Source organism: Gemmatimonadaceae bacterium, assembly GCA_020852815.1.
Taxonomy (GTDB): Bacteria; Gemmatimonadota; Gemmatimonadetes; order Gemmatimonadales; family Gemmatimonadaceae; genus SCN-70-22.
Genome location: JADZAN010000010.1, coordinates 108,423 through 131,015, shown reverse-complemented (window position 1 = coordinate 131,015; position 22,593 = coordinate 108,423). Strand labels below are relative to the sequence as shown.

Annotated in this window: 14 protein-coding genes; 4 read left to right on the top strand and 10 right to left on the bottom strand. The window is 68.3% G+C overall.

The genetic code is table 11. The annotated features are described in order from the left end of the window. Window positions 1-16 precede the first annotated feature (16 nt). The 7 genes from IT359_05880 to IT359_05850 form a co-directional block, all read right to left on the bottom strand. Entirely contained in the window at window positions 17-5,179 is a 5,163-nt protein-coding gene (locus tag IT359_05880) for a 2-oxoacid:acceptor oxidoreductase family protein (GenBank protein MCC6928506.1), read from the bottom strand. Next, window positions 5,176-6,018, bottom strand: coding sequence for a 4Fe-4S binding protein (locus IT359_05875; protein ID MCC6928505.1), 843 nt, complete (start codon window positions 6,016-6,018; stop codon window positions 5,176-5,178). The genes IT359_05880 and IT359_05875 overlap by 4 nt, the downstream gene beginning before the upstream one ends. Before the next feature lie 19 nt (window positions 6,019-6,037). Then, complete coding sequence (locus tag IT359_05870) at window positions 6,038-7,036, bottom strand: hypothetical protein (GenBank protein ID MCC6928504.1); 999 nt, start codon at window positions 7,034-7,036, stop codon at window positions 6,038-6,040. After that, window positions 7,026-7,973, bottom strand: coding sequence for a hypothetical protein (locus IT359_05865; GenBank protein MCC6928503.1), 948 nt, complete (start codon window positions 7,971-7,973; stop codon window positions 7,026-7,028). Before IT359_05865 ends, IT359_05870 begins: the two co-directional genes overlap by 11 nt. Then, window positions 7,970-9,892 (bottom strand): 2-oxoacid:acceptor oxidoreductase subunit alpha, encoded by a 1,923-nt coding sequence (locus tag IT359_05860; protein ID MCC6928502.1) that lies wholly within the window; start codon window positions 9,890-9,892, stop codon window positions 7,970-7,972. The genes IT359_05865 and IT359_05860 overlap by 4 nt, the downstream gene beginning before the upstream one ends. A gap of 340 nt (window positions 9,893-10,232) precedes the next feature. Continuing rightward, window positions 10,233-11,396 carry a glycosyltransferase gene (locus tag IT359_05855; protein MCC6928501.1) on the bottom strand — a complete coding sequence of 388 codons (1,164 nt, stop codon included), beginning with the start codon at window positions 11,394-11,396 and terminating at the stop codon, window positions 10,233-10,235. 72 nt (window positions 11,397-11,468) lie between these two features. Beyond that, window positions 11,469-13,661, bottom strand: coding sequence for a S9 family peptidase (locus IT359_05850; protein MCC6928500.1), 2,193 nt, complete (start codon window positions 13,659-13,661; stop codon window positions 11,469-11,471). Between the two features lie 116 nt (window positions 13,662-13,777). Between IT359_05850 and IT359_05845 the strand changes: the two genes are divergently transcribed. From IT359_05845 to IT359_05835, 3 genes are all read left to right on the top strand, one after another. Continuing rightward, window positions 13,778-14,608: an AAA family ATPase gene (locus IT359_05845; protein MCC6928499.1), complete on the top strand. Its 831-nt coding sequence runs from the start codon at window positions 13,778-13,780 to the stop codon at window positions 14,606-14,608. Between the two features lie 79 nt (window positions 14,609-14,687). Further along, the gene (locus IT359_05840) at window positions 14,688-15,686 is read left to right on the top strand and encodes a nitronate monooxygenase (protein MCC6928498.1); all 999 of its coding nucleotides are present in this window, start codon (window positions 14,688-14,690) and stop codon (window positions 15,684-15,686) included. Then, on the top strand, window positions 15,686-17,074 hold the full coding sequence (locus IT359_05835) for an amidohydrolase family protein (protein ID MCC6928497.1): 1,389 nt from the start codon (window positions 15,686-15,688) through the stop codon (window positions 17,072-17,074). The genes IT359_05840 and IT359_05835 overlap by 1 nt, the downstream gene beginning before the upstream one ends. A gap of 76 nt (window positions 17,075-17,150) precedes the next feature. On the opposite strand, the gene IT359_05830 is transcribed toward IT359_05835, so the two are convergent. Then, complete coding sequence (locus IT359_05830) at window positions 17,151-17,948, bottom strand: helix-turn-helix domain-containing protein (GenBank protein ID MCC6928496.1); 798 nt, start codon at window positions 17,946-17,948, stop codon at window positions 17,151-17,153. A 117-nt stretch (window positions 17,949-18,065) separates the two neighbouring features. Here IT359_05830 and IT359_05825 point away from each other — a divergent pair, with 117 nt between their 5' ends. Then, window positions 18,066-18,260: a hypothetical protein gene (locus IT359_05825; GenBank protein ID MCC6928495.1), complete on the top strand. Its 195-nt coding sequence runs from the start codon at window positions 18,066-18,068 to the stop codon at window positions 18,258-18,260. Here IT359_05825 and IT359_05820 read toward each other — a convergent pair. Together IT359_05820 and IT359_05815 are read right to left on the bottom strand one after the other, a co-directional pair. Beyond that, window positions 18,244-19,302, bottom strand: a complete 1,059-nt coding sequence (locus IT359_05820) for a hypothetical protein (GenBank protein MCC6928494.1) — start codon at window positions 19,300-19,302, stop codon at window positions 18,244-18,246. The two genes, IT359_05825 and IT359_05820, sit on opposite strands and share 17 nt — an antisense overlap. A gap of 600 nt (window positions 19,303-19,902) precedes the next feature. Then, window positions 19,903-22,590 (bottom strand): ERAP1-like C-terminal domain-containing protein, encoded by a 2,688-nt coding sequence (locus IT359_05815; protein ID MCC6928493.1) that lies wholly within the window; start codon window positions 22,588-22,590, stop codon window positions 19,903-19,905. Between the last annotated feature and the right edge of the window lie 3 nt (window positions 22,591-22,593).

Here is a 22,593-nt window from a genome sequence, read left to right as displayed (position 1 = left end):
CGCCTCACCTGTTCGCTCAGTTGAACGGCTTGGCGCGTTCGACCCACTTCGCGAGATCCTTCTCCTTGGGATTGAGCGGCGTCCCCGGATGGATCGCACCGACGGGACACTTCTCCGCCGCTTGCACGAGTTGGGCAAAGGTCCCGCCATTCGGGTCCTTCACATAGGCCTGCTTGTTGGCGTTGTAGGCGAAGAGCTTCTTGCTCAGGTTCGTGCACTCGTTGCACGAGGTGCACCGCGCCGACTCGACATAGGGCTCGATGGCCATGTCGTCGTCCGTGGCGGGCGCGGGCGCCGTTGCGGCTGCCGCGACGACGGAAGCTGGCGCCGGTGCGGCTGCCACTGTTGCGGCCGGGGCAGTCGCCGCGGCCGCGACTGGCGCTGTCGCCACGGCCACGGCGCCGTTAGGCGAGGCACTCGTCGCCACGTTAGGCAAGGCACTCGTCGCCCCGTTCGGCGAGGCACTCCCCGCGCCGTTGCCAGACGCTGGTTCCACGAGCAGCGGGAGGGTGAGCGACGGCAGGCTGGTCATCAGTTCCTTGGCCAGGTGCTGGCCGCCGGCGCTGCGCAGGAGCCCTTCGGCGAGCTTGCGCGCCACCAGCGTCGGATACGTCGCCTTGAGGTTGGCGATGCGCTGCTCGTACTCCTGCGTCAGCGCCGCCGCCTTGGCCTCGAACTCCGCCTCCAGCGACGCCGCCATCGCCTCGCGCACCGAAGCGGGCTGCTCCACGCCGGCCATCTCCTTCAGCTCAGCCCAGAAGTGCTGCCGTTCCTCCGCCAGCTGCACCATCTCCGCCGACACCTTGAGGCGGTGCAACTTGCCGTCGGCGCCACGCGTGTAGATGAACGGTGTCTTTCCCTCGCGCCCCTCGGCGTCGAGCGCCAGGAACTCGTGGAACGGGAGGAGGTCGTCGGAGACCTCCTTGAGCTCCTTGAAGTGCTTCTTGAACCGCCCTTCCGTCGCCGCCCAGTCGGCGGTGGTGAGCGGCAGCGTCATCACCTGCTCCCTCCCCTCGGCATCGTCGTAGCGCAGTTCGTACTCGGGCCACGCGCTCTCCAGCGACGGATTGCCGCTGAGGTCGAGACAGTCGGCGACCGAGTTCCCCGCATCCGGATCGAAGGTCAGGAAGGGGAAGGCGCGCGCCTCCAGCGCGAGGCGCGCCGAGTGCTGCGACGCATCGTCGGCCAGCCCGTGCTCCACCGGGCACGGCGTGTAGATGTTGAAGACGGCGGGGCGCCGCTTCTGCAGCCCCTTGAGCACACCGGCAATCAGGTGCGACGCCGACGCTGGCGACGACTGGTGCACGAAGGTGCCGCGATGCGCGATCGCGATGAGCGCGAGTTCCTTGCGCATCTCCGTCTTGCCATGCTGCGCCGGCCCAAACGCCGCCATGTCGGCCACCTGGCCGGTGAATCCCGACGTGCACGACTGCCCGCCGGTGTTGGAGTACACCTGCGTGTCGAGCACGACTACGCGAATCGGCTTCCCCGAAGCCATCAGGCGTGACAGGTTCTGGAACCCGATGTCGAGCATCGCCCCGTCGCCGCCCATCGAGATGATCGGCGGGCACATCGAGAACTCCTCGTCGTCGAACTGGCGCCAATCGAAGATTGCCAGTTCGGGCTCGAGCACCGACGCGTCATACGACCCGTCGAGGATTGCCTGGACACGGCGCACATGCACGAAGCCGTCGGCCATCTTCCGCATGTGCCCCTCGAAGACGCCGATCGCGACCGAGGGGGAATCCTGGAAGAGGTGGTTGACCCAGGGGAAGGGATACGGATTGTACGGATAGGTGCTGGCCCACACCGACGAGCAGCCGGTGGAGTTGGCCATGCCGAGCGAAGCACGCCCTTTCCCGCTGGGCCCCTCGGTGTAGCGCCAGCGCAGGTCCTTGAGTGCGTGGATCTCGCGCGCCAGCAGCGCGAGGCGCTCGCCCTTGGACGGGTCCACCGGGACGGCGACGCTGTTGCTGCTGACGGAGGCGGTCATCGCCTCCATGTCGGCGCCCTCGAGCAGGAGTGCGCGCGACGCGTCCTCGAGCCCGGCAATGAGCGTGTCGAGGTGCGCCACGTACTTCGTCACGCGCGGCGTCATCATCGCCTCGATCGACGAGACGATCAGGTGCACCGCGGTCTTCTCGCCGCATCCCATGCACGCCCCGTCGCCCCCAACCATCGAGCGATACGTCTCCTTCTTGAGGAGGAGCGACGACAGGACGCCGATCCCCTCCTCGAGGTTGGAGACGTTGATGAAGCGGTCGTCGGTGTCGGGAAGCTGCTTCCACAGCTGCCAGTTCTTGCGCAGCCGCGACAGGATCGGGGCATCCTGCTTGACCGTCACGAGTGCGTGATCCGGGCAGACCTCGACGCAGAGGTTGCACCCCTTGCACGCCTCGGGATTCACGGTGATGGACAGCAGCCCTCCGCTCCCCTTCGCCTTTCCTTCCGGGAGGTCGTAGAACGGCTTGGTGCGCGCCAGCGGGAAGTCCGCGATGGCCGCGTGCACCTTGGCAAACTCGCTGTCGAGCGCGGCCCGCTTCTCTCCCTCGAAGCCCATCTTGCCGGCGACGATCGGGTAGGCGGCGGCCAGCGCATCGTGGAAGAGGAGCGTGGGGAGCGCATCCATCTGTCGGCGCGCCTCCCTGGCCAACGGCTTGGAGATCTGCCGTACGCGATCGAGCGGGACACCGTTGGTGGCCTGGTCGATGCCGGCGCCAATCACGTCCTCGACGCTGTTGACCAAACCGGGGATTGCCGAATCCGGGCACTGCGTCCAGCACTGGCCGCACCCGGTGCACTTGCTGGCGATGAAGTCCGGCACCTCGAGCCGCACGCCCGACATGTCGCGCACGGCGCCGGTGGCGGCGGGAATCGCACTGATGGCGGCGAAGGGATCGGCAATGCCATCCTGCGAGATCTTGCACAGGCCGCACACCTGCTCCCAGAAGCGCCCGGGATTCCCCACGCCGGGTTCGGCGTTAGGCGTGTCCATCACGTCCGGAATGCCGGGCACCTCGCCCACGAAGCTGTCGTCGAGCGGGACGTGGAACGGCTTCACCTCCTGCACCTCGTCGAAGCCGCGCCGGATCACGCGCACGTTGTCCTCGACCACGCGCTCGCCCTTCTTGCCGAACTTCTTCACCAGCTGGTCGCGCAACCCCTTGAACAGCGCCGCCTCGTCGATCCCCTCGCGCTTGGCCAGCGGCGAGACCGCGAAGAACGCCCCCATGAAGGCCGTTCCCTGCATGCGGTAGCGCAGCTCCACATCCGACGCCTCGCTCGCCGCGATCTTGAACGCGTCGAGGACGTGGAAGCTGATGTGCTTCTCGGTGATGGCCTGGCGGGCCCACACCGGGAGCGCCTTCCACTGCTCGTCAGGCGACAGCTCGCTCTGCAGCACGAAGACGCCGCCATCCGACAACCCGGCAAACGGGTTGGAGTGGCGGAAGACGTTGGGGTCAGGCGACAGGACGACGTCGACGTGCTTGAGCTCGGAGTTGAGGCGGATGGGCTCGTGCGCCAGCGTGGCGTAGAACGTCGTCGGCTGCCCCTTCTTCTCCGAGCCGTACTTCGGGTTGGCCTTGACGTTGACGCCAAACAGCTCGAAGGCGGTCATCGCCAGGTTCTTCCCCATCGTGATCGCCCCCCATCCACCCACGGAGTGGATGCGGATCGACAGCGCCCCGGCGGGCATGAGGTTGACGTCACCCGCCGAAGGGAGCGAGAGACTCGCCAGCTGCGGATACTCGTCCTCGAGCTGCTCCTGCCAGATCTGCAGCTTGGGAAGGTTAGTCCCCTTGCGGATGAAGTCGACGCCGAGATAGAACTGGCGCCGGCGCGCCCCATTCGGGAGCATGTTGTCCACCGCGGCGATGATGTCGCCCGGCTGGAGGTCGCGGCTCCCGAGACCGTAGCACCCCGAGTAGAAGACCGGGACGTCGTCTGGCGAAATCGATGCGAGCCTGGGATACGGCACCGGCTCGCCGCGCGCGACGCGCGCGTTCTCGCTCCCCTGCCCCATCGCCGCGCGAATCTCGCGCAGCAGCGGAAGGTCGACGGCGAGCGGCTGGTCCGTGCGCTCCAGCACCACGACCCCCTTCTTCCCCTTGAGCAGTCGCGTGATGCAGTCGGCCGGGAACGGGCGGAACATCGTGACGTTGACGACGCCGACCTTGAGGTTGCGCTGCGCGCGCAGGTAGTCGGCCACCGCCTCGGAGTTCGAGACGACCGACCCCTGCCCGACGATCACGTAGTCCGCATCGTCGACACGGTACCCGGACGTCCGTGCATAACGACGACCGGTGAGCGCCGCATACTCCTCCATGGCGCGGTCGGTCAGCTCGGCGACATGGTCGAAGTAGAACGGGCGCTGCGCCGCCACGCCTTGCGCGTAGCTGTCCTGGTTTTGCACCACCCCCAGCATCGCCGGGTAGTCGAGGTCGAACATCTCGGGGATGCGCCGGCGCTTGGCGCCGAACACGAGGCGCTGCGAGGGCGTGGGCGACTCGATGAAGTCGGACGGATCGCCCAGGTACTGCTTCACCAGCGCACGCTCGGGGAGTCGCATCGACTCGATGACGTGACTGGTCAGGAAGCCGTCCTGCGCACACACGCCGGGATTGAGCGACAGCTCCGCGATGCGATGGGCGATGAGGTTGAGGTCAGCCGACTCCTGCACGTCCTTGGCAAACAACTGGAAGAAGCCGGTGTCGTCGATGGCGTGGTAGTCGTCGTGCCCCGCGTGCACGTTGAGCCCCTGCTTGGTGATGGCGCGCGCTGCCACGTTCAGCACGTACGTGAGGCGCTTGCCCACCGCCGCGTACAGGGACTCGTGCATGTACACGATCCCCTGGCCGCTGGAGAAGTTGGTGGCGCGGAGCCCCATCATGCTCATCCCCGCCGTGACGGCGGCGGCGGCATGCTCACCTTCGGGCTCGAAGAAAAGGAGGCGGCGCCCATTCACGTTAGGCTTGCCGTCGGCGACCGCTGCCGCCCATCCCTCACCCATCTGCGTGGACGGGGTGATTGGATAGGCGCCAGCGGCCTCCGAGGCCGCGGTCTCCATTTCCACCACTGCGCTGCTCCCGTCCATCGCTTCCACGACGCCCGGGAACGGCGGGGGAGCAGCGGGGGCCGGTGCCGGCTGCGCGGCACTCTTGCCAGGCCAGATGTTCATGCGACGGCACTCCGAGCCGTGGTCCGACGAATCGAGGCGAACTGCGCCCCTTCAAGCCATACGATCGCGTCGGTGGGGCAGCGCGCGACGGCGCTCGCCTGTTCCTGCGCGATGAGGTCGTAATCGATGACCGCCACCCCCGACGCCACGCTGATCAGCCCCGGCGCCGAGTCCTGCACGCACCGCCCGCAGGCGGTGCACGCCACCTTGCACTGCTCCAGCACCTCGTCGCCCGCCACCAGGTTGCGGCACTGCACCAGCAGGTGATGGTCGATGGGCATGAGGACGAAGAGGTCCTTGGGGCACGCCTCGACGCAGTCGCCGCACGCCGTGCACTTCACGGGGTCTACCACCGGAATGCCGGTGACGCTCATGGCAATGGCGTCGAAGTCGCACGCCACCTCGCAGTCGCCCAGCCCCAGGCATCCCCACGTGCACCCCTTGCCACCCCCCGCGACGGCGGTGGCCGCCGCGCACGACCGCGGGCCGCGATACTCCACGCGTTGCAGCGCGACGTCGGTCCCGCCAGCGCAGCGCAGGCGCGCCACGCGCTTGACCGCCTCGCCCTTGTCGACGCCGAGGAAGCCGGCGATCGCCAGGACCCCCTCCTCGTTGGACACGGTGCACCCGGCGGGGGCCACCTTCCCCGCCACCGCCTGCTCGGCAAACGCTCGGCAGCCGGGAAGGCCGCAGGCGCCGCAGTTGGCGTTGGGAAGCATCGACGTCACGATGTCGATTCGCGGATCCTCCCACACCTTGAGCCGGTTGTACGCCAGCGCGATGAGGACGGCGAAGGTGAGCCCCACGCCGCCGAGGATCAGGATAGAGGAGAGGATCATTGCGACACTCCGCGCGCCGTCACGCCATGCCCTGGAGGTCCGCCTGCCCCAGGAGCCAGCGCGCCAGGACGTCGACCGCCTCGGCTCCCTGCTCCCCCCCGCCACGAACTACGCCGGCCCCCGCCGACGAGCCAGCCGCCAGTGCCTCCAGCTGCCGCAGGTCCTCCTGCATCTGCCACGCACTCATCCCGCCTAACGCCGAGCGTGGCGCCGCCGGCATGTGCCACACCGAGAGCCGTTGCCAGGGCTCGCGCCCGCGCGACGGATCGTGCTGGAAGTGCGCGGCCTCGCGCGGAACCAGGGCGGCGATCGCCGTGCCGCTGGTCGTCGCCACGAGGTCCAGCCCCGTCTCGTCAGCGGTCTGCAGTACCAGCGTCCCCGGCGTGATCAACCGGACGAGTGGCGCCGGCGGCGAGGCGCCGCGCACCACGAGGACGAGCTTCTCGCGACCATCGAGGAAGTCGGCCAGGCCGCCGATGTGCAGGTCGGCGCCGTCCACGGAGACGACCAGCGGCGGCGCGAAGCGACGTTCGGCCTTGGTCCACGTGCGAAACGCGAAGGTGTCGAGGAGCCCGTCATGTTGCGCGGGATCGTAGCGCCCGCCGCGCAGCAGCTCGATGGCGAGAACCGCCCCGAACGCCCGCCCCGCACGCGCCAGCGCGGCGTCAACCGCCGCGACTAGCGAGCTGGCAGCGGGGACATCAACGAAGTGCAGCGCCACACCGCGGGCAAGCACGTCGCGCAACACGTCAATGGCGCGTTGCAGCCGGTCGCGGTGCGCCACCGACAGCGCCGGGCGCACGGCCGCAACCGCGGCAAAGCGCGCCACGTCGAGCCGCCCGCGCGCGAACTCCCCCAGCTCCACGCCAACGCGCGCGACGTGCGCCGACTCGTCAGGCTCCTCGGCGGCGAGGAACGACTCCGCCTGGGCGAGCGCGCCCGCGACCGTCGAGCGGAACTCCCCGATGGGACGCGCGAGCCGGTCGAGCGCCAGTTGGACCCTCGGATCAGACGGCATAGCGATCGAGCTCCGCATTGAGGAGGTCCGTGCGCTCCTGCGAAGTGCGCGGCGTCACGCGACGCACCTCCTCGTACCGCGGTCGCGCCGGGTCCTTGAAGTAGACGCCGAGCTTGATGGTGTCGGTGGCATCCGCCAGCTGCCGCGCGCGATCGAGGTCGCGCGGGTCGTGCGCGATGCGCGACTTGTAGATCGCGTCCAGCTCCGGCACCATCACGCCGTCGTCGTGCACGAGCATCTCCACCAGCGCCGGCTTCTTCACCGCGTCGGCAAAGATCCCGGGGGTGAAGACCGGGCAGCGCTGCAGCACGCGGACAAACGAGAGACCGCGATGATGGTAGGCGGCCCGCAGCGTCGCATACAGGTGCGCCGGCACGAACTCGGCCGTCTGCGCGACAAACGATGCATTGCTCACGCCGAGTGCCACGGAGAGCGGGTTGAGTGGCATCAGGATCGAGCCGTGCGGCTGGGTGTTGCTCGGTACGCCCTGCGGCGTCGTGGGCGACGTCTGGTTCTTCGTGAGGCCGTAGATGCCGTTGTCGAGCATCATCACGACCATGTGCGGGTTGTAGCGCAACGTGTGCACCCAGTGCCCCGCCCCGATCGACGTGCAGTCGCCATCGCCCATCACCACAAAGACCGACAGCTCCGGACGATGCAGCTTGATCCCCGTTGCCACGGGCAGGGCGCGCCCGTGGATCCCGTGAAAGCCGTACGTCCTGAGGTAGTGCGGAAAGCGTGACGAGCACCCGATCCCGGAGACAAAGACCGTCTCCTCGGGCTTGAGTTGCTCGGCGGCCAGGAGGCGTTCCACCGCGGCGAGTACCGAGTGATCGCCGCAGCCGGGACACCATCTCGCCCGCGCCCCTTCGTAATCGTTCACCTCGAAGGTACGCTCGTCGTCCGTGGCCAGGACGTGGAGGGAACAGGCGCTCATGCGTCACCTCGCGCCGCGCGCGTCTGTGGCATCAGGGAGTGAATGGCCTCGACGATGGCGCCGGGGCGCAGCGGTTCGCCCGGGGTCCGCGTCCAGCAGTCGACATCGATCAGCGTCTGCGCACGCAGCAACCACGAAAGCTGGCCGCGGCGGCGGTTGTCCTCGGTGATGTACGGATCGCCCATCGAATCGCTGTAGTTGATCTCGACCGTCGCCACCTTCCGGAAGCGCGAGAAGATCTCCTTGAGCCCCGGTTCCATGGGCGACAGGAAGCGCAGGTGCAACGCCGCCACCGACAGCCCCGCGGCGCGCGCTCGATCCACCGCTTCCTCGATCGCCCCCTTGGTGCTCCCCCATCCCACGATCAGCAGTTCGCCCTCGTCGGCCCCGTACGTCGTGGGCGGCGTGAGCAGCGAGCCGAGCACGGCGAGCTTGCGGCTGCGCATCGCCATCCCCTTCGCGTGGACGCCGGCGCTGTACGCCACCTTGCTCCCCTCGTCGTGCGAGAGCCCGGTGACGGTGTGCATCCCGCCCCCCTGCCCGGGAATGACGCGGCGCGAGAGCCCTGTCTCCGCATTCCACTGGTAGGGCTTGAGCCCGTCCGGGATCGCCGAGAGGTCGATCGGGTCGGCCTGCCACCGCGCATCGATCGCCGGACGCGGATACGGCTGCACCCCGGTGGCGAGGTTGGCATCCGACAGCACCATCACGACGCAGCGGAACGCCTCGGCAATCCGGCGCGCGGTGACCATGACGTGGAAGCACTCCTCTATCGTCGCCGGTGCGATGACGACGCGCGGGGCGTCACCCGGCTGCGCGTAGAGCGCCGCCAGCAGGTCCGACTGTTCGACCTTGGTCGGGAGCCCGGTGCTGGGGCCGCCACGTTGCACGTCGACCACCACCAGCGGGATCTCGGTCATCACCGCGAGGCCGATGAACTCCGTCTTGAGCGCGAGTCCGGGGCCGGAGGTGATGGTGAAGGCGACCTTGCCCGCGTACGACGCGCCGATCGCCACACCGGCAGCCGCAATCTCGTCCTCCGCCTGGTGCACCACGCCTCCAAAGCGCTCGAACACCTCCGACAGGTAGTGCGAGACCGAGGTGGCCGGCGTGATGGGATACATCGCGCACAGCTCCATTCCCGAGGCGATGGCACCCATCCCCAACGCCTCGTTGCCGTTCATCACCACCATGGCGCGATCGCTCGGCGCCGGCGGCACCTCGACGCGGAAGTCCAGGTGCTCGCTCGCCCAGTCGTAGCCCAGCCGCACCAGGTCCACACTGCTCTGGTAGACCGCCTCCGACTTTCTGCGGAAGGTGTGGGCAATCTGCTCGTGGATGCGCTCGAGGTCGCGGTCGTAGATCCACGCGAGCATGCCGAGCGCGAACATGTTCTTGCCCTTGCGCGGGTTGTCCACCAGCGTCAGGCACTGCTCCTCCATCGGCACCGGGACAATGCGGTAGCTCGCGCCGCTCAGCTCCTGCATGGCGCGCGTCCACTGCTCGCGAATGTCCGGATCCTCGTGCGTCGCCCACTTGTCCTCGATGAGGATCGTGGCATCCGGGGCGAGCGCCGCCAGCCGGTGGCGCGCCAGCAGGACCTGCTCGTTGAAGGCGACCACCAGGTTGGTCTGGTCGCCCCAGTTGGTCACCGCGGTGGCACCGATGCGGATTCGGTTGCCGCTGGCCCCCTCGGGCACGCGGGCCGGGGGCTGGATCTCGGCGGGGATGATCTCCACGGTCCACACGCCGTTGCCCATCTTGGCGGTAACCGCTCCGAAGATCTGCGAACACTTCTGCGCCCCTTCACCGGAGTCGGAGACGACTTCGACGGTGTGTTCACGCAGTCGACGGACCTCGGGCGCCCTTCTGGGCGCGAGGGTTCTGCCGCTCGCCACGACTTCGTTCGTCACGGACACGACGGACTCCTCCGGGCGGCGCATGTGACCGTCGGCGGGTCACTGATGCATGATGCGCCTGTGGTGTAGTACCTCCCGGAGTCACCTGCCCGCCAACGCGAGCGCTGCAGGGAACAGCGCCTCCGGTCGTTGCGTACCGACGCAGAGAGCATCGGACTTGGGACGGGATTCGTCTGTCGGGAAACCCGCTGACGACTTCCGGGGAAATGGAGGGGAAGCGCTGACGCGACCAAATCGCCGTGCGTCTTCTCCTGTTTTTCTTGAATAGGGGAGTTGGTTTGTCGGCGACGTCAGCAATAGGTTCGGGCGGTCGGACCGCACCGGTGTCTCGGCGCCCCGCTCACCCGGCGTCCGTCTCGCCTAACGAAAAGGTCCGACCACGCCACCCCCGCGGTCGGCGCGCCGACGACAGGACCAGGCGCCACGCGGCCACCGGGTCGGACAGCGGCGACAGCCAGAAGCCGATACCGCACCGCTCATAGCTCCCGCGGAGCGCCCCAAGCATCGCCAGCCGGATGATCACCAGCGCCACGTTCACGCCCAGCAGTGCGCGAGCGGCCCACCCCTCGCCGGTGACGAGGCCCAAGGCGAACGCCGCGAGCACGAGCCACGGCAGCCCTTGTGCGAGGACGACGTGGGCGACGTCGAACCACTGCCGGGCGCGGGTGGTGGCGTCGCTCAGGTCGAACGAGCGCCCCCACTCCCGCCACATGTGCGCGAGTCCCTCGTATGCACGCACCTTGTAGAGCTCAGACCCGTCCAGGAAGCCTACACGGACGCCGCGCGCGGCCAGTGTGCGCGCGAGGGTGACATCGTCGGCCCACGACTGCCGGGCACCTTCGTAGCCGCCGTTGGCCAGGAGAACGTCGCGGCGCGCCAGGAAGCACTGCCCATTGGCCATCACGCGATGGGGCGGCGGATCGACCATCCCGGCGGCCCCGACGCGATAGACGAGCGTGAGGAGCATCGACGGCTGCAACCACTGCTCGCCCACCGTCATGTCGGCGAAGCGCGGGGAGAACGAGACCACGTCGTAGCCGTGCTCACGCGCCGAATGCACGACGGCGGCCACCATTCCCGGTCGCGGCTCGGTGTCGGCGTCGATGCCGAGCACCCACTCGCCTGTTGCCGCGAACAATCCATGCTGGAGCGCCCAGACCTTTCCCACCCACCCTGGTGGGAGCGGCGGATCGTTCACGAGGCGAAAGCGCGCGTCGCCAGCCGCAACGGCCTCCACCAACTCCGGCGTGCCGTCGGTGGAATGCGAATCGACGACGATCACTTCGGCGAGTGGCGCCCCCTGGCGCCCCAGCCCCGAAAGGCACGGCCCAATGCGTCGCGCCTCGTTGAGCGTGGCGACCACGACCGACACCGACGTCCCCTCCAGCCCTTCGGGACGCGGTGCAACGGGGGGGCGGCGCGTCCGCCCCGGAAGGAGCCGCGCGATGACCAGCACGAGCGCCGCCCCCTGCAAGGCGGCGAGCCAAGCGAGAATCGCTGTCACACCAGGCAAACGAAGCGCGCGGCGCGGACAGTTCCGCGCCGCGCGAATGATGCAACGTCGCCAGGCGTCAGGTTATCGACCGCTGGCTGCCTTCTCACCCGTTTCCCCCAACAGCCAATAGCCGAACCACTGCCGCAACCGCCCCAGGCGATCGACGAGGAGCCACGGCTCACCCGTGCGCGACAGGTCGTGCGTAGAGCGCGGGTACCGCACGAACTCGACCGGCGTCCCCTGCTTCTTGAGCCCGATGAACCACTGCTCGGCGTCCGTCATCGGCGTGCGGTGGTCTTCTTCCGACTGCACCATCAGCGTCGGCGTCTTCACCTTGCGGATGTAGCGGATGGGAGAGAGCGAGTCGTACATCGCCGGGTTGTCCCACGGCTTGCCATAGAACTCGAACTCCGTGAGCCCCTGTGCATCCGAGGTGCCGTACCACGACCACCAGTCGCTGATCATGCGATCGGTTTGCGCCGCACGGAACCGGCTGGTCTTCACCGTGACCCACGCGGTCATCACGCCGCCGTACGACCCCCCGGTGACTCCCATGCGCGTCGAGTCGATGTCGGGGCGCTTCGCGACCAGGTCCACCGCCTTCATCAGGTCCTCGTAGTCCTCGGCGAACCAGCGTCCGCGCGTGGCGTACGTGAACTTGGCCCCGTAGCCTGACGAGCCGCGCGGATTGGTGAAGAGGACAAACATCCCGGCGCCGGCCAGGTTCTGGAACTCGTCGAACCATCCCTCGCCATAAGCCGAGTGCGGGCCGCCGTGGATGTACAGCGCCACCGGATACCGCTTCCCCGGCTGGTATCCGTACGGCTTCATCAGCCACCCTTCGATGTCGAGGTTGCCGACGCTCTTGTAGGTGAAGCGTTCCGCATCGCTGAAGGCCACATCCTTGAGGAGCGCATCGTTGAAGCTCGTGAGGCGGCGTTCGTTGCTCCCGTCGACATTCGCGATGTAGAGTTCGGTCGGCTTGTCCATGCTCGTCGCGACGTACACCACGTGCTGGCCCGATTCGTCGGTGGAGAAGCCGCGCAGCTGGCGGCGCCCGCCCAGCACTTCCTTGAGCGACTTGTCCCTGGGGTCGAGGTGAAAGAGCGCCGAACGCCCGCCGACCTCGGCGCCCATCAGGATGCGCCCGTCGGGGAGCCACTCGAAGGCGCCCGGCTCGTACTGCCAGTCACCCAGCAGGTTGGTGGGCGTCCCGCCATTCGCGTCGACGACATAGAGCCGCTCGCTGCTCGTGCGCGTGGGAGAGCCGGTGAAGGCGATCCACTTCCCGTCGGGCGACCACTGCGGGTCTCCCTCACTCCCCATCGCACTCGTGAGGCGGCGCGGCGTGCCGCCGCCAACCGGGATGATGAAGAGGTCCGCGTCGTTACGCGGCGCCTCGTCGCGCTTGGCGTTGTACGGTAACCGGGCCAGCGAATCACGCTCGGCCTCCACCACCGAGTCGGGGCGCAGCGCCGGATCGGCAATGAAGACGATGGACTTCCCGTCAGGTGAAACAACCGCCGACCGCCGCGAATACGCCGTGCTATCGATGAGTCGCTTCTTCCCCGTCGCGTCCAGCGGCTGCATCCACACCTGCATGGGGCGATACGTCCGCTTCTCGCGCGGCCCGGGAAGGAAGCCCGGCCCGTTGGACTTGTAGCGCATCTCGGTGATATGCCGCCCGTCGAAGCGCGCCGGCTCCACCGGGCGCGTGATCGCGCCAAACGGCGGGCGCGCCATGGGCTGCATGCGGGCGAACGGATCGCGGCGCGTGGTGTCGACGCCCGCGGAGTCGGCCGCTCCCCCCTCACTCCACACCACGAATCGCTTGTCGCTCGGCACCGAACCCGCCGGGTAGCGATCGGTCGCGACCGCCTCACCACCAGGTTGATCCATGCGCAGCCCCCACGAGCGCCCCCGTCCGCCTCCCGGACGCTGCGACGCAAAGAGGAGCCACGTCCCGTCCGGCGACCAGCGCGGATTCGAGGACTCGTACGCAGCGGTCGTGAAGCGTTGCGCCTCACCGCCCGCCGTCGAGACCACCCAGACCTCGCTGTGGCGCCGGTTCTCGCTCTCCTTGACCGTGGTCACGGTGAAGGCCACTCGCTTGCCATCGGGGGAAATCGATGGGCTGCCGAGCGTGGTGACCTTGTACCAGTCGGCAGGGGTGAAGGCACGCCCTCCTCCCTGAGCCCCGATGCCCGCCGGCGCGAGCGTACTGATGGCGAGCAGCGCCCCTGACGAGAGCGCGATGCTGACGGATGTTCGCATGAGATGGCTCCAGACGTGATGATTCAGGCGCTAAACTCCGGCCGGGCGACGTGCGGCGCCAGTGCCGACGCCCGTATACGAAGCGCCTCCCCACAATGCTGCCCGTTCGGGCATCCATGTCGAGTTCGACCACCTCCCTCCCGCTGCGCTCGTTGCGACTGCGCCCGGCGCCAGCCGGCGGGAGCGAGCGCTTTCCGTACTCGGTCCCCGCCATCCGCACGATGGACGTGCTCGACTTCCCGTCGGCGGTCACCTTCTTCGTGGGAGAGAACGGGTCGGGGAAGTCGACGCTGCTGGAGGCCGTTGCTGCCGCCGCCGGGCTTCCCGCGGTAGGGAGCGAGATGCGCGTGGAGGCCGACGAGACGCTCGTCGCCCAACGATCGCTGGCGGCGAGCATTGCGCTCAGCTGGCGCCGCGGCCGGGCGCGGCGCGGTTTCTTCCTGCGCGCCGAGGACTTCTTCGGTTTCACAAAGACGCTGGCGCTGATGCGAGCCGCCTTCGTCGCCGAACTGGCCGCGGTGGACGAGGAGTACCGCGATCGCACGGCGTACGCGCGCGCGTTGCGACGCGGGCCGATCGCCGCCTCGTTGCATGACATGGAGGCGCGCTACGGCATCGACCTCGACGCCAACTCGCACGGGCAGAGCTTCCTCAAGCTGTTCCAGTCGCGCTTCGTCCCCGGTGGCCTCTATCTCCTGGACGAACCCGAGGCGCCGCTCTCGCCGCAGAGCCAGCTCGCGCTCATGGCGATGCTCAAGGAGATGATTGCGCAGGGTTCCCAGTTCATCATCGCCACGCACTCGCCCATCCTCCTCGCCTTTCCCGACTCCACCATCTACTCGTTCGACGCGCTCCCGGTGAGCGCCGTGCCGTACGGAGCGCTGGAGCACGTCGCGCTCACGCGCGACTTCCTGGCGAGCCCCGATCGATTCCTCCGGCACCTGTGAGGAACGTCGGGCGCTCGTCGCGGCAACCATCGGCGCCCCTCGTCAGGCAGGGGCGCACGCTGTAGGTTCTGCCGCACCGATGGATACGCCGCTCACGCGCCACGCCGGCATCGAGCTCCCCATTCTGTGCGGGGCGATGTACCCCTGCTCCAACCCGGCGCTGGTGGCCGCCGTTTCCGCGGCCGGCGCGTTAGGCATCCTGCAGCCCATCTCGCTCACCTACGTGCACGGGCACGACTTCCGCGAGGGGGTGCGCCTCATGCGGCGCCTCGCCGGCGGACGCCCGATCGGGATGAACGCGCTCATCGAGGCCACCTCGCGCACCTATCACGAGCGCATGGTGCGATGGGTCGAGATCGCGCTCGAGGAAGGGGTTCGCTTCTTCGTCACGTCGCTGGGAAACCCGCGCTGGGTGTGCGACCGCGTGCATGCAGCTGGCGGAGTCGTCTACCACGACGTGACCGAGGCGCGGTGGGCGCGCAAGGGGGTGGACGCCGGGTGCGATGGCCTCATCGGGGTAAACGCGCGTGCCGGCGGGCATGCCGGCTCGCGCACCATGGAAGCGCTGTACGACGAACTCGCCCCGTTTGCCCTCCCCCTCGTGTGCGCGGGCGGGATCGGCGACGTCGATGACTACGCGCGCGCACTCTCGCTCGGCTATGCCGGCGTGCAGATGGGGACGCGCTTCATTGCCACCGACGAGTGCAGCGCGCACCCCCGCTACAAGCAGGGGATCGTCGACGCCGATGCGCAGGACATCGTCCTCACCGAGCGCCTCACCGGCGTCCCGGTCGCCGTGATCAACACCCCCTACATCCAGCGCATCGGGCTGCACGCCGGCCCGCTGGCGCGATGGCTCCTGCGCGCTCGCACCACCAAGAAGTGGATGCGCACCATCTACGCACTGCGCTCCGTGCTGTCGCTCAAACGTTCGAATGCGCGCGGCGACGCGTCGCGCGACTACTGGCAGGCCGGCCGCAGCGTGGCAGGGATCCACGCCGTGGAGCCCGTGGCCACGATCCTCGATCGCTTTCGCCGCGCGACCGTGCCCGCGCCGCCCCTCACCTCCCACGCCTGATGCCCATGCGCGTTCGATCGTTCGGCGTTGCTCGCTCCCGCCTTCTCGCCGCGACCGCCGTGGCCGCCCTCGCCGCCCTGGCCGTTATCCCGGGGTGGCGCGTTGCAGCTGCCCAGGGCGCGCCCCGCCCCACCCTCGCCATCGTCGGCGGGCGCATCATCGACGGCTACGGCGGCCCGGTAATCGAGAACGGCGTCATCCTCGTGGCCGGCGAGCGCATTGTCGCCGTCGGGCGCGACAACGAGGTGAAGGTCCCCGCCGGCACCCCGATCATCGATGCCAATGGCCACACGGTCATGCCCGGCCTCATCGACATGCACGTGCACCTCCACATCGTGGGGCACGGCGACTACAAGCGATGGGACGACCTCTACGGCACCCGCGACGCCTCGGTCGTGATGCCGATCGCCGCCCGCCAGCTGCTCTCGGCGGGCGTCACCTCGGCGCGCGACCTGGGGGCCCGCCTCGAGGACATCCTGAGCGTGAAGCGGCGCATTGCGGCTGGCGAGATCCCCGGCCCGCGGCTCTTCGTCTCCGGGCCATTCATCCAGCACGAAGCCTACGAGAAGTACGAGGAGGCGTTTCGCTGGGGCGTGAACGGCGCCGACGACGCGCGACAAAAGGTGCAACGCATCATCGACGCCGGCGTCGACGTCGTGAAGCTCATCGACCAGGACCAGATGACCGACGCCGAAGTCGCCGCCGTCGTCGCCACCGCGCACAAGAACGGCAAGCCGGTGGTCGCGCACGCCCATCGCATGGCCGAGATCCGCGTGGGGCTCACGCATGGCGTCGACAACTTCGAGCACACCGGGCTCGGCACCGCCCCAGGCTACCCCGACGATGTGCTGCAGCAGCTGCGCGAACGCAACTCCTCCCTGTACTGGACGCCGACCGTCTCCCCGCTCTACACGCTCTACGAAACCGGCTCCGTCTTCCCCGAACGCCTCGACGACCCGGCGTGGCGCGCCTTCATGCCACAAGACATGGCGCAGGAGATCCGCGCGTCGCTGGAGCACATCCCGCAACTCCCGTATTACGCGCTCTTCCCGTCGCGACTCCCGCTCCTCCCCACCAAGTTCCGCCAGCTGCGCGAGACCGGCGTGCGCTTCATGATCGGGACCGACGCCGGCATTCCCGCCATGTTCCATAACGACGCCACCTGGCGGGAGATGGTGAAGTTCGTCGAGTTCGGCGTCTCGCCGATGGAGACGATTCAATCCGCCACGCTGTGGCCCGCGCGCTTCCTCAGGCAGGAGGCCAACATCGGGGTGCTCGCGCCTGGGCGCTACGCCGACATCATCATGGTCAAGGGAAATCCGCTCGCCGACATGACCGTCATGCGCGACGTGCGCGTGGTCATCAAGGGCGGACAGCGATTCCCCTAACGCGTCCGATGCTCGTCAGGGAAGGCCCGCGCGCAAGGCACCGCTCCATGGGCGCCGTGAGACCAGCGCCAAGCAGTCAGCTGGCCGCTCGATTCTCGCCGCCGGCGGGAATCGCCAACTCGCGCTTGAGCGCGTGCAGGACACATCGTACCCCGCCGTTCTCCCGAATCTCGTTGGGGCGCAGTCCCGTGTAGCGCTTCATCATGTTCCGCATCGACGTCCCGGACGGGAAGTCGAGAATCAGCGCCACCTGTTCAACCGAACGCCCCGGGTCCTCGAGCAGGCGGGCCGCGGTCAGGAGGCGACACCATGAAATGAGCGCGCTGGGCGTTGGCAGGTGCGCCCCCTTGAGCCGCCCCACGAGCGTCTTGCGATGGACGTTGAGCGCTTCGGCCACCTGTTCGACGGTGATGGCATGTCGCCCGTTCTCCAGGCAGAACTGCACCATGGGGACCACGTTGGCCGGAAAGTGCGTCTCGAGCTCGGCGACGATCGAGCGAGCCGAGCAATGATCCGCCGCCGCGGCGAGCGCCGAGCGCAGGGAGTGGCGCAGGTCGTCCACGTCGCGAAGGACCAGATCGTTGATCCCCGCGCGCGCAAAGGCGAGCACGTCGCGCGATGTGTCGGGAGAGATGGCGAAGTACAGGAGGACCGGGACGCTGGGGAAGCGTTCGCGCACCTGCCTGACGATGGGAAGGGTGGATTGCCCCTCCCGGTCGCGCGTATCGACGACCGCGACGCCGGCGAGGTTGCTCTCGACGAGGGCCAGCAGTTCGGACTGACGCTCACACCAGCGAACGGTCGCGTGCCCGCGCAGCGCTTCGTTCAGCCGAGCCCGCGACGCCGGATCCCATACCAGGGCGGCAACGATCATCCGGTGATTTCAAGGACGAGGTTACACCATGTATGGGGATTGCCCATACGGTGTCGGTGTCGTACGCGAGGACATGACAGGTTTCCCCCAACCACCACTTCGCCCTGAGGCCACCGTATGAACCGTGCAACTCGTTTCGCCGCCTACGCCCTCGTCGTCGTCAGCGTCGCCGCCTGCTCGTCGTCCCCGATGGGTCCCGACAGCGCCGCGCGCTGTGACGCGAAGTCAGCGAAGTGCATCAATTCGGACTTCGTGAATCCTCACATCGACTTCGTCAATCCGCACATCGACTTCGTCAATCCGCACATCTAGTGGCGAAGGCGAGCGCTTCGGCGTCGGGCTCGAAGCGCTCCAAGGTAGTCACGACGTCGCGAGACGAGTCTCCGAGCTCGCGCTGGGCCTCCAACCGGGCGTCCCGCGCGAGCTCGGCGCGTTCCACCTGATGCGACAGCTCATAATACCCGCGCGCGACCGCGATACGCGCCACTTCCTGGCGGAAGCGCTCGGCGGTCACCTCGTCGCCCAACGCCAGATACGCCGCGGAAAGGTGATAGAGCCCTTGGGCGTTCTCGTACGGCAGCGACGACTCCTCGATCGTCTGCAGCAGTTCACTCTGCAGCCGGGTCAGAAGCGGGAGATCCTCGAGGCGGCCAGCCGCGAGCGCTGCCCCGCCCAGCGCCGACAGCCTGACGCGCAGCCTGTCGGTGCGGGCCAACGCCGAGAAGAAGCCGCGCAGCGCCGCCCGAGGGTACCCGTACTCGAGGCAAAGCTGGGCCAGGTTGGTCAGCGTTTCCGATTCGCGCGTGACATCGCCCATCGCCAGGCGGAAGGCCTCCCACCCGTGGCGAATCGCAGCGTCCGGGTCACCGGTCACGCAGGTGACAATGGTGAGGCCCTGGTGCGCAAAGAACTCCAGTTCACGCGATCCCGCCGTCGTGGCCAGGTTGAGTCCATGCTGGAAGAAGGCGCGCGCGCGCGGGTAGTTGCCGCGAACACGCGCGATGACGCCGCGCCCCAGCGAGGAGCGAGAGAGCAGCTCGTCGTCGGAGGACCGCTCGCCAATGGCGCTGGCGGTGCGGTACAGTTCGTCGGCGCTGTCCAGCTCACCCAGTTGGCGCGCAACGCGTGCCTGGTCTGCGGCCAGCAGCCCGCGCTCGCGATCGGAGGCATCGGCGGCAACGGTCCGCGCAGAGCCGAGGACCGAGTAAGCCACCGATAGCGCCCCCGACTCGGCCATGCGCGCCGCGAAGCCACGGCAGGCGCGCGAGACGGAATTGGCGCCGGCGCGGGTCTCGATCGCCGACAGCCCGGCGATCATCATGCGCAGGTCGTTCAGGTGCGCGGCGTCGCCCACGAAAGTCCCCTGCGCCGAGTCGGCAAGGTCGCGCAGCGCATTGGCCGACTGCAGGGCAAGTTGGTCACGCACTACCTCACCCACCTTGCTCAGGCGGCTGAGACAATGGGACAACAAGAGCCAGACGGTATCGGCGTTCCCGAATTCCGACCGGCGATGATCCCGGTCGAGATCGTTGCGATAGGCGTCGAGCGGGCTGAGAGGAGCAAGCATGGGCTCCGACCACCGGGCTGAGTTGGGAGGCAATAATTCGCCTCCTCGGCTATTTGCACAAGGTTGCGCGCTGCTAATTGAAGCAGAGTACGTGCCCGCCAGCCTCCGGAATTGCATGTATCGGGTGAGATAGCGACTCGCATCCTGTTGTCAAACAAGGCGTTGCGGCGCGCACTTGCCGTAATTCATCCCCTGGAATCTTGTTCACCCGGTACCGCATCCCGCCAAGTGCGCCGCATCACGCGAGGCAGGAGACGTACGCCCACTCGGCGCTGGCGGACGGCTGTGGCGTGCGATCGACGGCTCGGTGCCGCAATTCGGGGGTGGACGAGCGCTTGGGCGCCCTGCTCTCCTGGAGGAATCCAACCCGGCCTAGCTCCCTCCGCGTCAGGGAGGCGAGGCGCTGCGCGACGGAATGCCGAAAGTGCGCTGGATGCGCACGGTGCGTTCGAGTTCGTCGGTGGACTGCAGCACCTTCAGCCGCAGGTCGGTTGGGAGGGTGCGCCGTGTGTCGAGGAACTCGCGCACGATGGCCAGCGCGCGCTCACTCGTTTGCCCCTCGATGAACGAGCCGATCCACGCCCCGACGAAGAAGATTCGGCGATTGCGCTGGATCCACGGGAGCGAGTCGAGCGCCGCGGTGAGATACGGGAGGGAGAGCGACTGCGATTCGAGCGTGTTGAAGCCGTCGAGCGAGGCGGTGGCCCAGTCTTCGTTGAGCGACTTGTCGGAGAAGTAGCGCTCGAAGTAGGCGCGCTTGGTGGCGGAGTCAGGGCGTGCCGCCGCGGCCACGAAGGCGCGGCGCGCTCCCTCGGCCGAGCGATCGCGTGCCGTCTCCGCGCGCAGCAGCGAGTCGGCGCTGCGATGGCCTAACGAGACCAGCCGCGTCACGATTGCCCAGCGCGTGGGGGGACGCAGCGGCTCACCGGCCACCGTGGCGCTGTCCAGCATCCCCGCGAGCATGTCGACGGTTGGTTGCGTGGTCGCCACGCGCACCCAGGCGTCGTAGTGCGCCTTGCGGATGCCGTAGGGGAGTTCGGTGTTGTTGGCTCCCGCCAGCAGGGTGCGCTCCACATCGGGGAGGAAGGCATCGCGCGAGACCGGCGACAGGTAGGCCGTCGCGGCACGCGTGAGCCGCGCGATGATCCCGCTCACGATCTGCTCGTCTCGCTCGCGCGGCAATTCGCGCAGGGCGGCGCGAACGAAACGATCGGGCGAGACGAGCGCCTCGCGCACCAGGTCCCACATGGCTCCCCACAGCATGGCGCGCAGGAAGGGATCCCGCACGTTGCCGATCTCCCGCTCGACGTAGGCGACGCTGCGCGGGTCGAGGAGGGTGAGGGCGTACCCCTGGTCGCGCGAGTTGGCGAAGACGAGGTTGGGGGCGGCGCGTCCCGTCAGCTCGTCGACGACAGTCGTGTCGCGCGTGATGGTGAGCGGGATGCGCTGCGCTTCCCCGCTCTCGGGGAGGACGAGCAGCTCGAGCCGCATGGGCCACGCTCGCGTCCCGGAGAGTGCGCGTGCGGGGCGCTGCACGATGGCAAAGCGCGCAATGCGCCCATCGCGCACGTCGAGCTTCTGCTCCAGCACGGGAAGTCCCGGCCGCAGGATGAAGTCGTCCCCCCATGGGCGCAGCGGGCGCCTGGCGGGAACGGCGATGGCATCCAGGAGGTCGCGCCACGTGGCGTTCGCGTAGCCGTAGCGCTTCACGAACAGCTGCAATCCCTCGCGGAACGCCTCGTCGCCGACCAGGAAGTTGAGTTGCTTGAGGATCCCGGGCGCCTTGTTGTAGACGATCGCGCCGTAGTTGCTCTTGGCCTGGTCCAGGTTGCCCAGGCGCTGCCACACCGGCGTCGTCCCGTCGGTGGCATCGACGGCGTACGCGGCGGGCTTGTTGCGCAGGTAGAAGGTCTTCCACGCCTCGGACGAGGGATCGATGGCGTCCTGCATCTTCGCCGCCATGTAGGTCGCGAAGCCTTCCTTGAGCCAGAGGTCGTCGAACCACGCCATGGTCACCAGGTCGCCGAACCACTGGTGGGCGATCTCGTGATAGATCGTGGCGGTACGACCGAGCTTCTGCGGGAGGGTGGGACGTTCGCGGAAGACGAAGCGTTCCTCGGAGTAGAAGACCGCCCCCGGGTGCTCCATCCCGCCAAAGGGAAAGGCCGGTGCGAGGACGAGGTCGAGCTTCTGGAAGGGAAAGCGCGTCTGGAAGTAGTCCTCGAGCCACGTCGCCGCGCGATCGTTGGCGAGGATGATCGAATCGGCGTCCACATCGGCCAGTCGTGACTTGCGCACGAAGAGCGAGATCGGCTTTCGGCTCCCCCTGGCTTGCACCTCTTCCCACGGCCCGGCGGCGAATGCGATGAGGTACGTGCTGAGCGGCTCGGTCTCGCGGAACGTGGTCACGACGCCGCGTGAGGTGGGGGCACTGCGCAGCCGTGTGCCGTTGGCCACGGCCTTCCACCCGAACGGCGTGGTGAGCGTGAAGGTGACGCGCGCCTTGAGATCGGGCTGGTCGAAACAGGGAAAGAGGAGCGACGCGTCGGACGGGACGAGGAGCGTGTAGAGATAGGTGGCCGAGTCGCTCGGGTCCTTGACGCGGATGATGCTGGCGCCGGCAGCCGCAATGGGCGTGGCGAACTCGAGGTCGACGCGGTTGTTCCCGGCGTGCAGCGCATTCGCGGGAATGCGCAGGTGGGCGCCGTTGTACGGCACGTTGCCGAGCACGCGCCCGTTGGCGCGCACGCGTCCGGTGAGCGCGCCGCGAAAGTCGAGAATGACGTCGCCGGGGCGCTTGAGGGCGAAGCGAATCGCCACGCGACCGGTGGCGGTGTCGGCGGCGGTGACGTCGAGCACGAGGTCGTAGCGCACGTCGCGCACACGCTCGGCCCGCCATGTGGCCAGCGCGAGCGAGACGCCCGGGACGAGGAGCGAATCGCGCGCTCCCTGGGCCAGGGCCGCATGCGCTGGGATGGCCATGGCAGGGATCGCCGCCAGCAGCCCGGCCACGAGGGCGCGCGACGCGCGGGCAGACGCAAGGAGAAAGCGCCCGGGGCGCTTGGAGCCTGTCATGTC

Bases quoted from the DNA above. Each gene is read 5' to 3' on its own strand.
- IT359_05835 (MCC6928497.1), top strand. From the start codon at position 15,686: ATGCCCATGCGCGTTCGATCGTTCGGCGTTGCTCGCTCCCGCCTTCTC.
- IT359_05880 (MCC6928506.1), bottom strand. From the start codon at position 5,179: ATGAACATCTGGCCTGGCAAGAGTGCCGCGCAGCCGGCACCGGCCCCC.
- IT359_05875 (MCC6928505.1), bottom strand. From the start codon at position 6,018: ATGATCCTCTCCTCTATCCTGATCCTCGGCGGCGTGGGGCTCACCTTC.
- IT359_05870 (MCC6928504.1), bottom strand. From the start codon at position 7,036: ATGCCGTCTGATCCGAGGGTCCAACTGGCGCTCGACCGGCTCGCGCGT.
- IT359_05840 (MCC6928498.1), top strand. From the start codon at position 14,688: ATGGATACGCCGCTCACGCGCCACGCCGGCATCGAGCTCCCCATTCTG.
- IT359_05830 (MCC6928496.1), bottom strand. From the start codon at position 17,948: ATGATCGTTGCCGCCCTGGTATGGGATCCGGCGTCGCGGGCTCGGCTG.
- IT359_05865 (MCC6928503.1), bottom strand. From the start codon at position 7,973: ATGAGCGCCTGTTCCCTCCACGTCCTGGCCACGGACGACGAGCGTACC.
- IT359_05845 (MCC6928499.1), top strand. From the start codon at position 13,778: ATGTCGAGTTCGACCACCTCCCTCCCGCTGCGCTCGTTGCGACTGCGC.
- IT359_05815 (MCC6928493.1), bottom strand. From the start codon at position 22,590: ATGACAGGCTCCAAGCGCCCCGGGCGCTTTCTCCTTGCGTCTGCCCGC.
- IT359_05850 (MCC6928500.1), bottom strand. From the start codon at position 13,661: ATGCGAACATCCGTCAGCATCGCGCTCTCGTCAGGGGCGCTGCTCGCC.
- IT359_05825 (MCC6928495.1), top strand. From the start codon at position 18,066: ATGAACCGTGCAACTCGTTTCGCCGCCTACGCCCTCGTCGTCGTCAGC.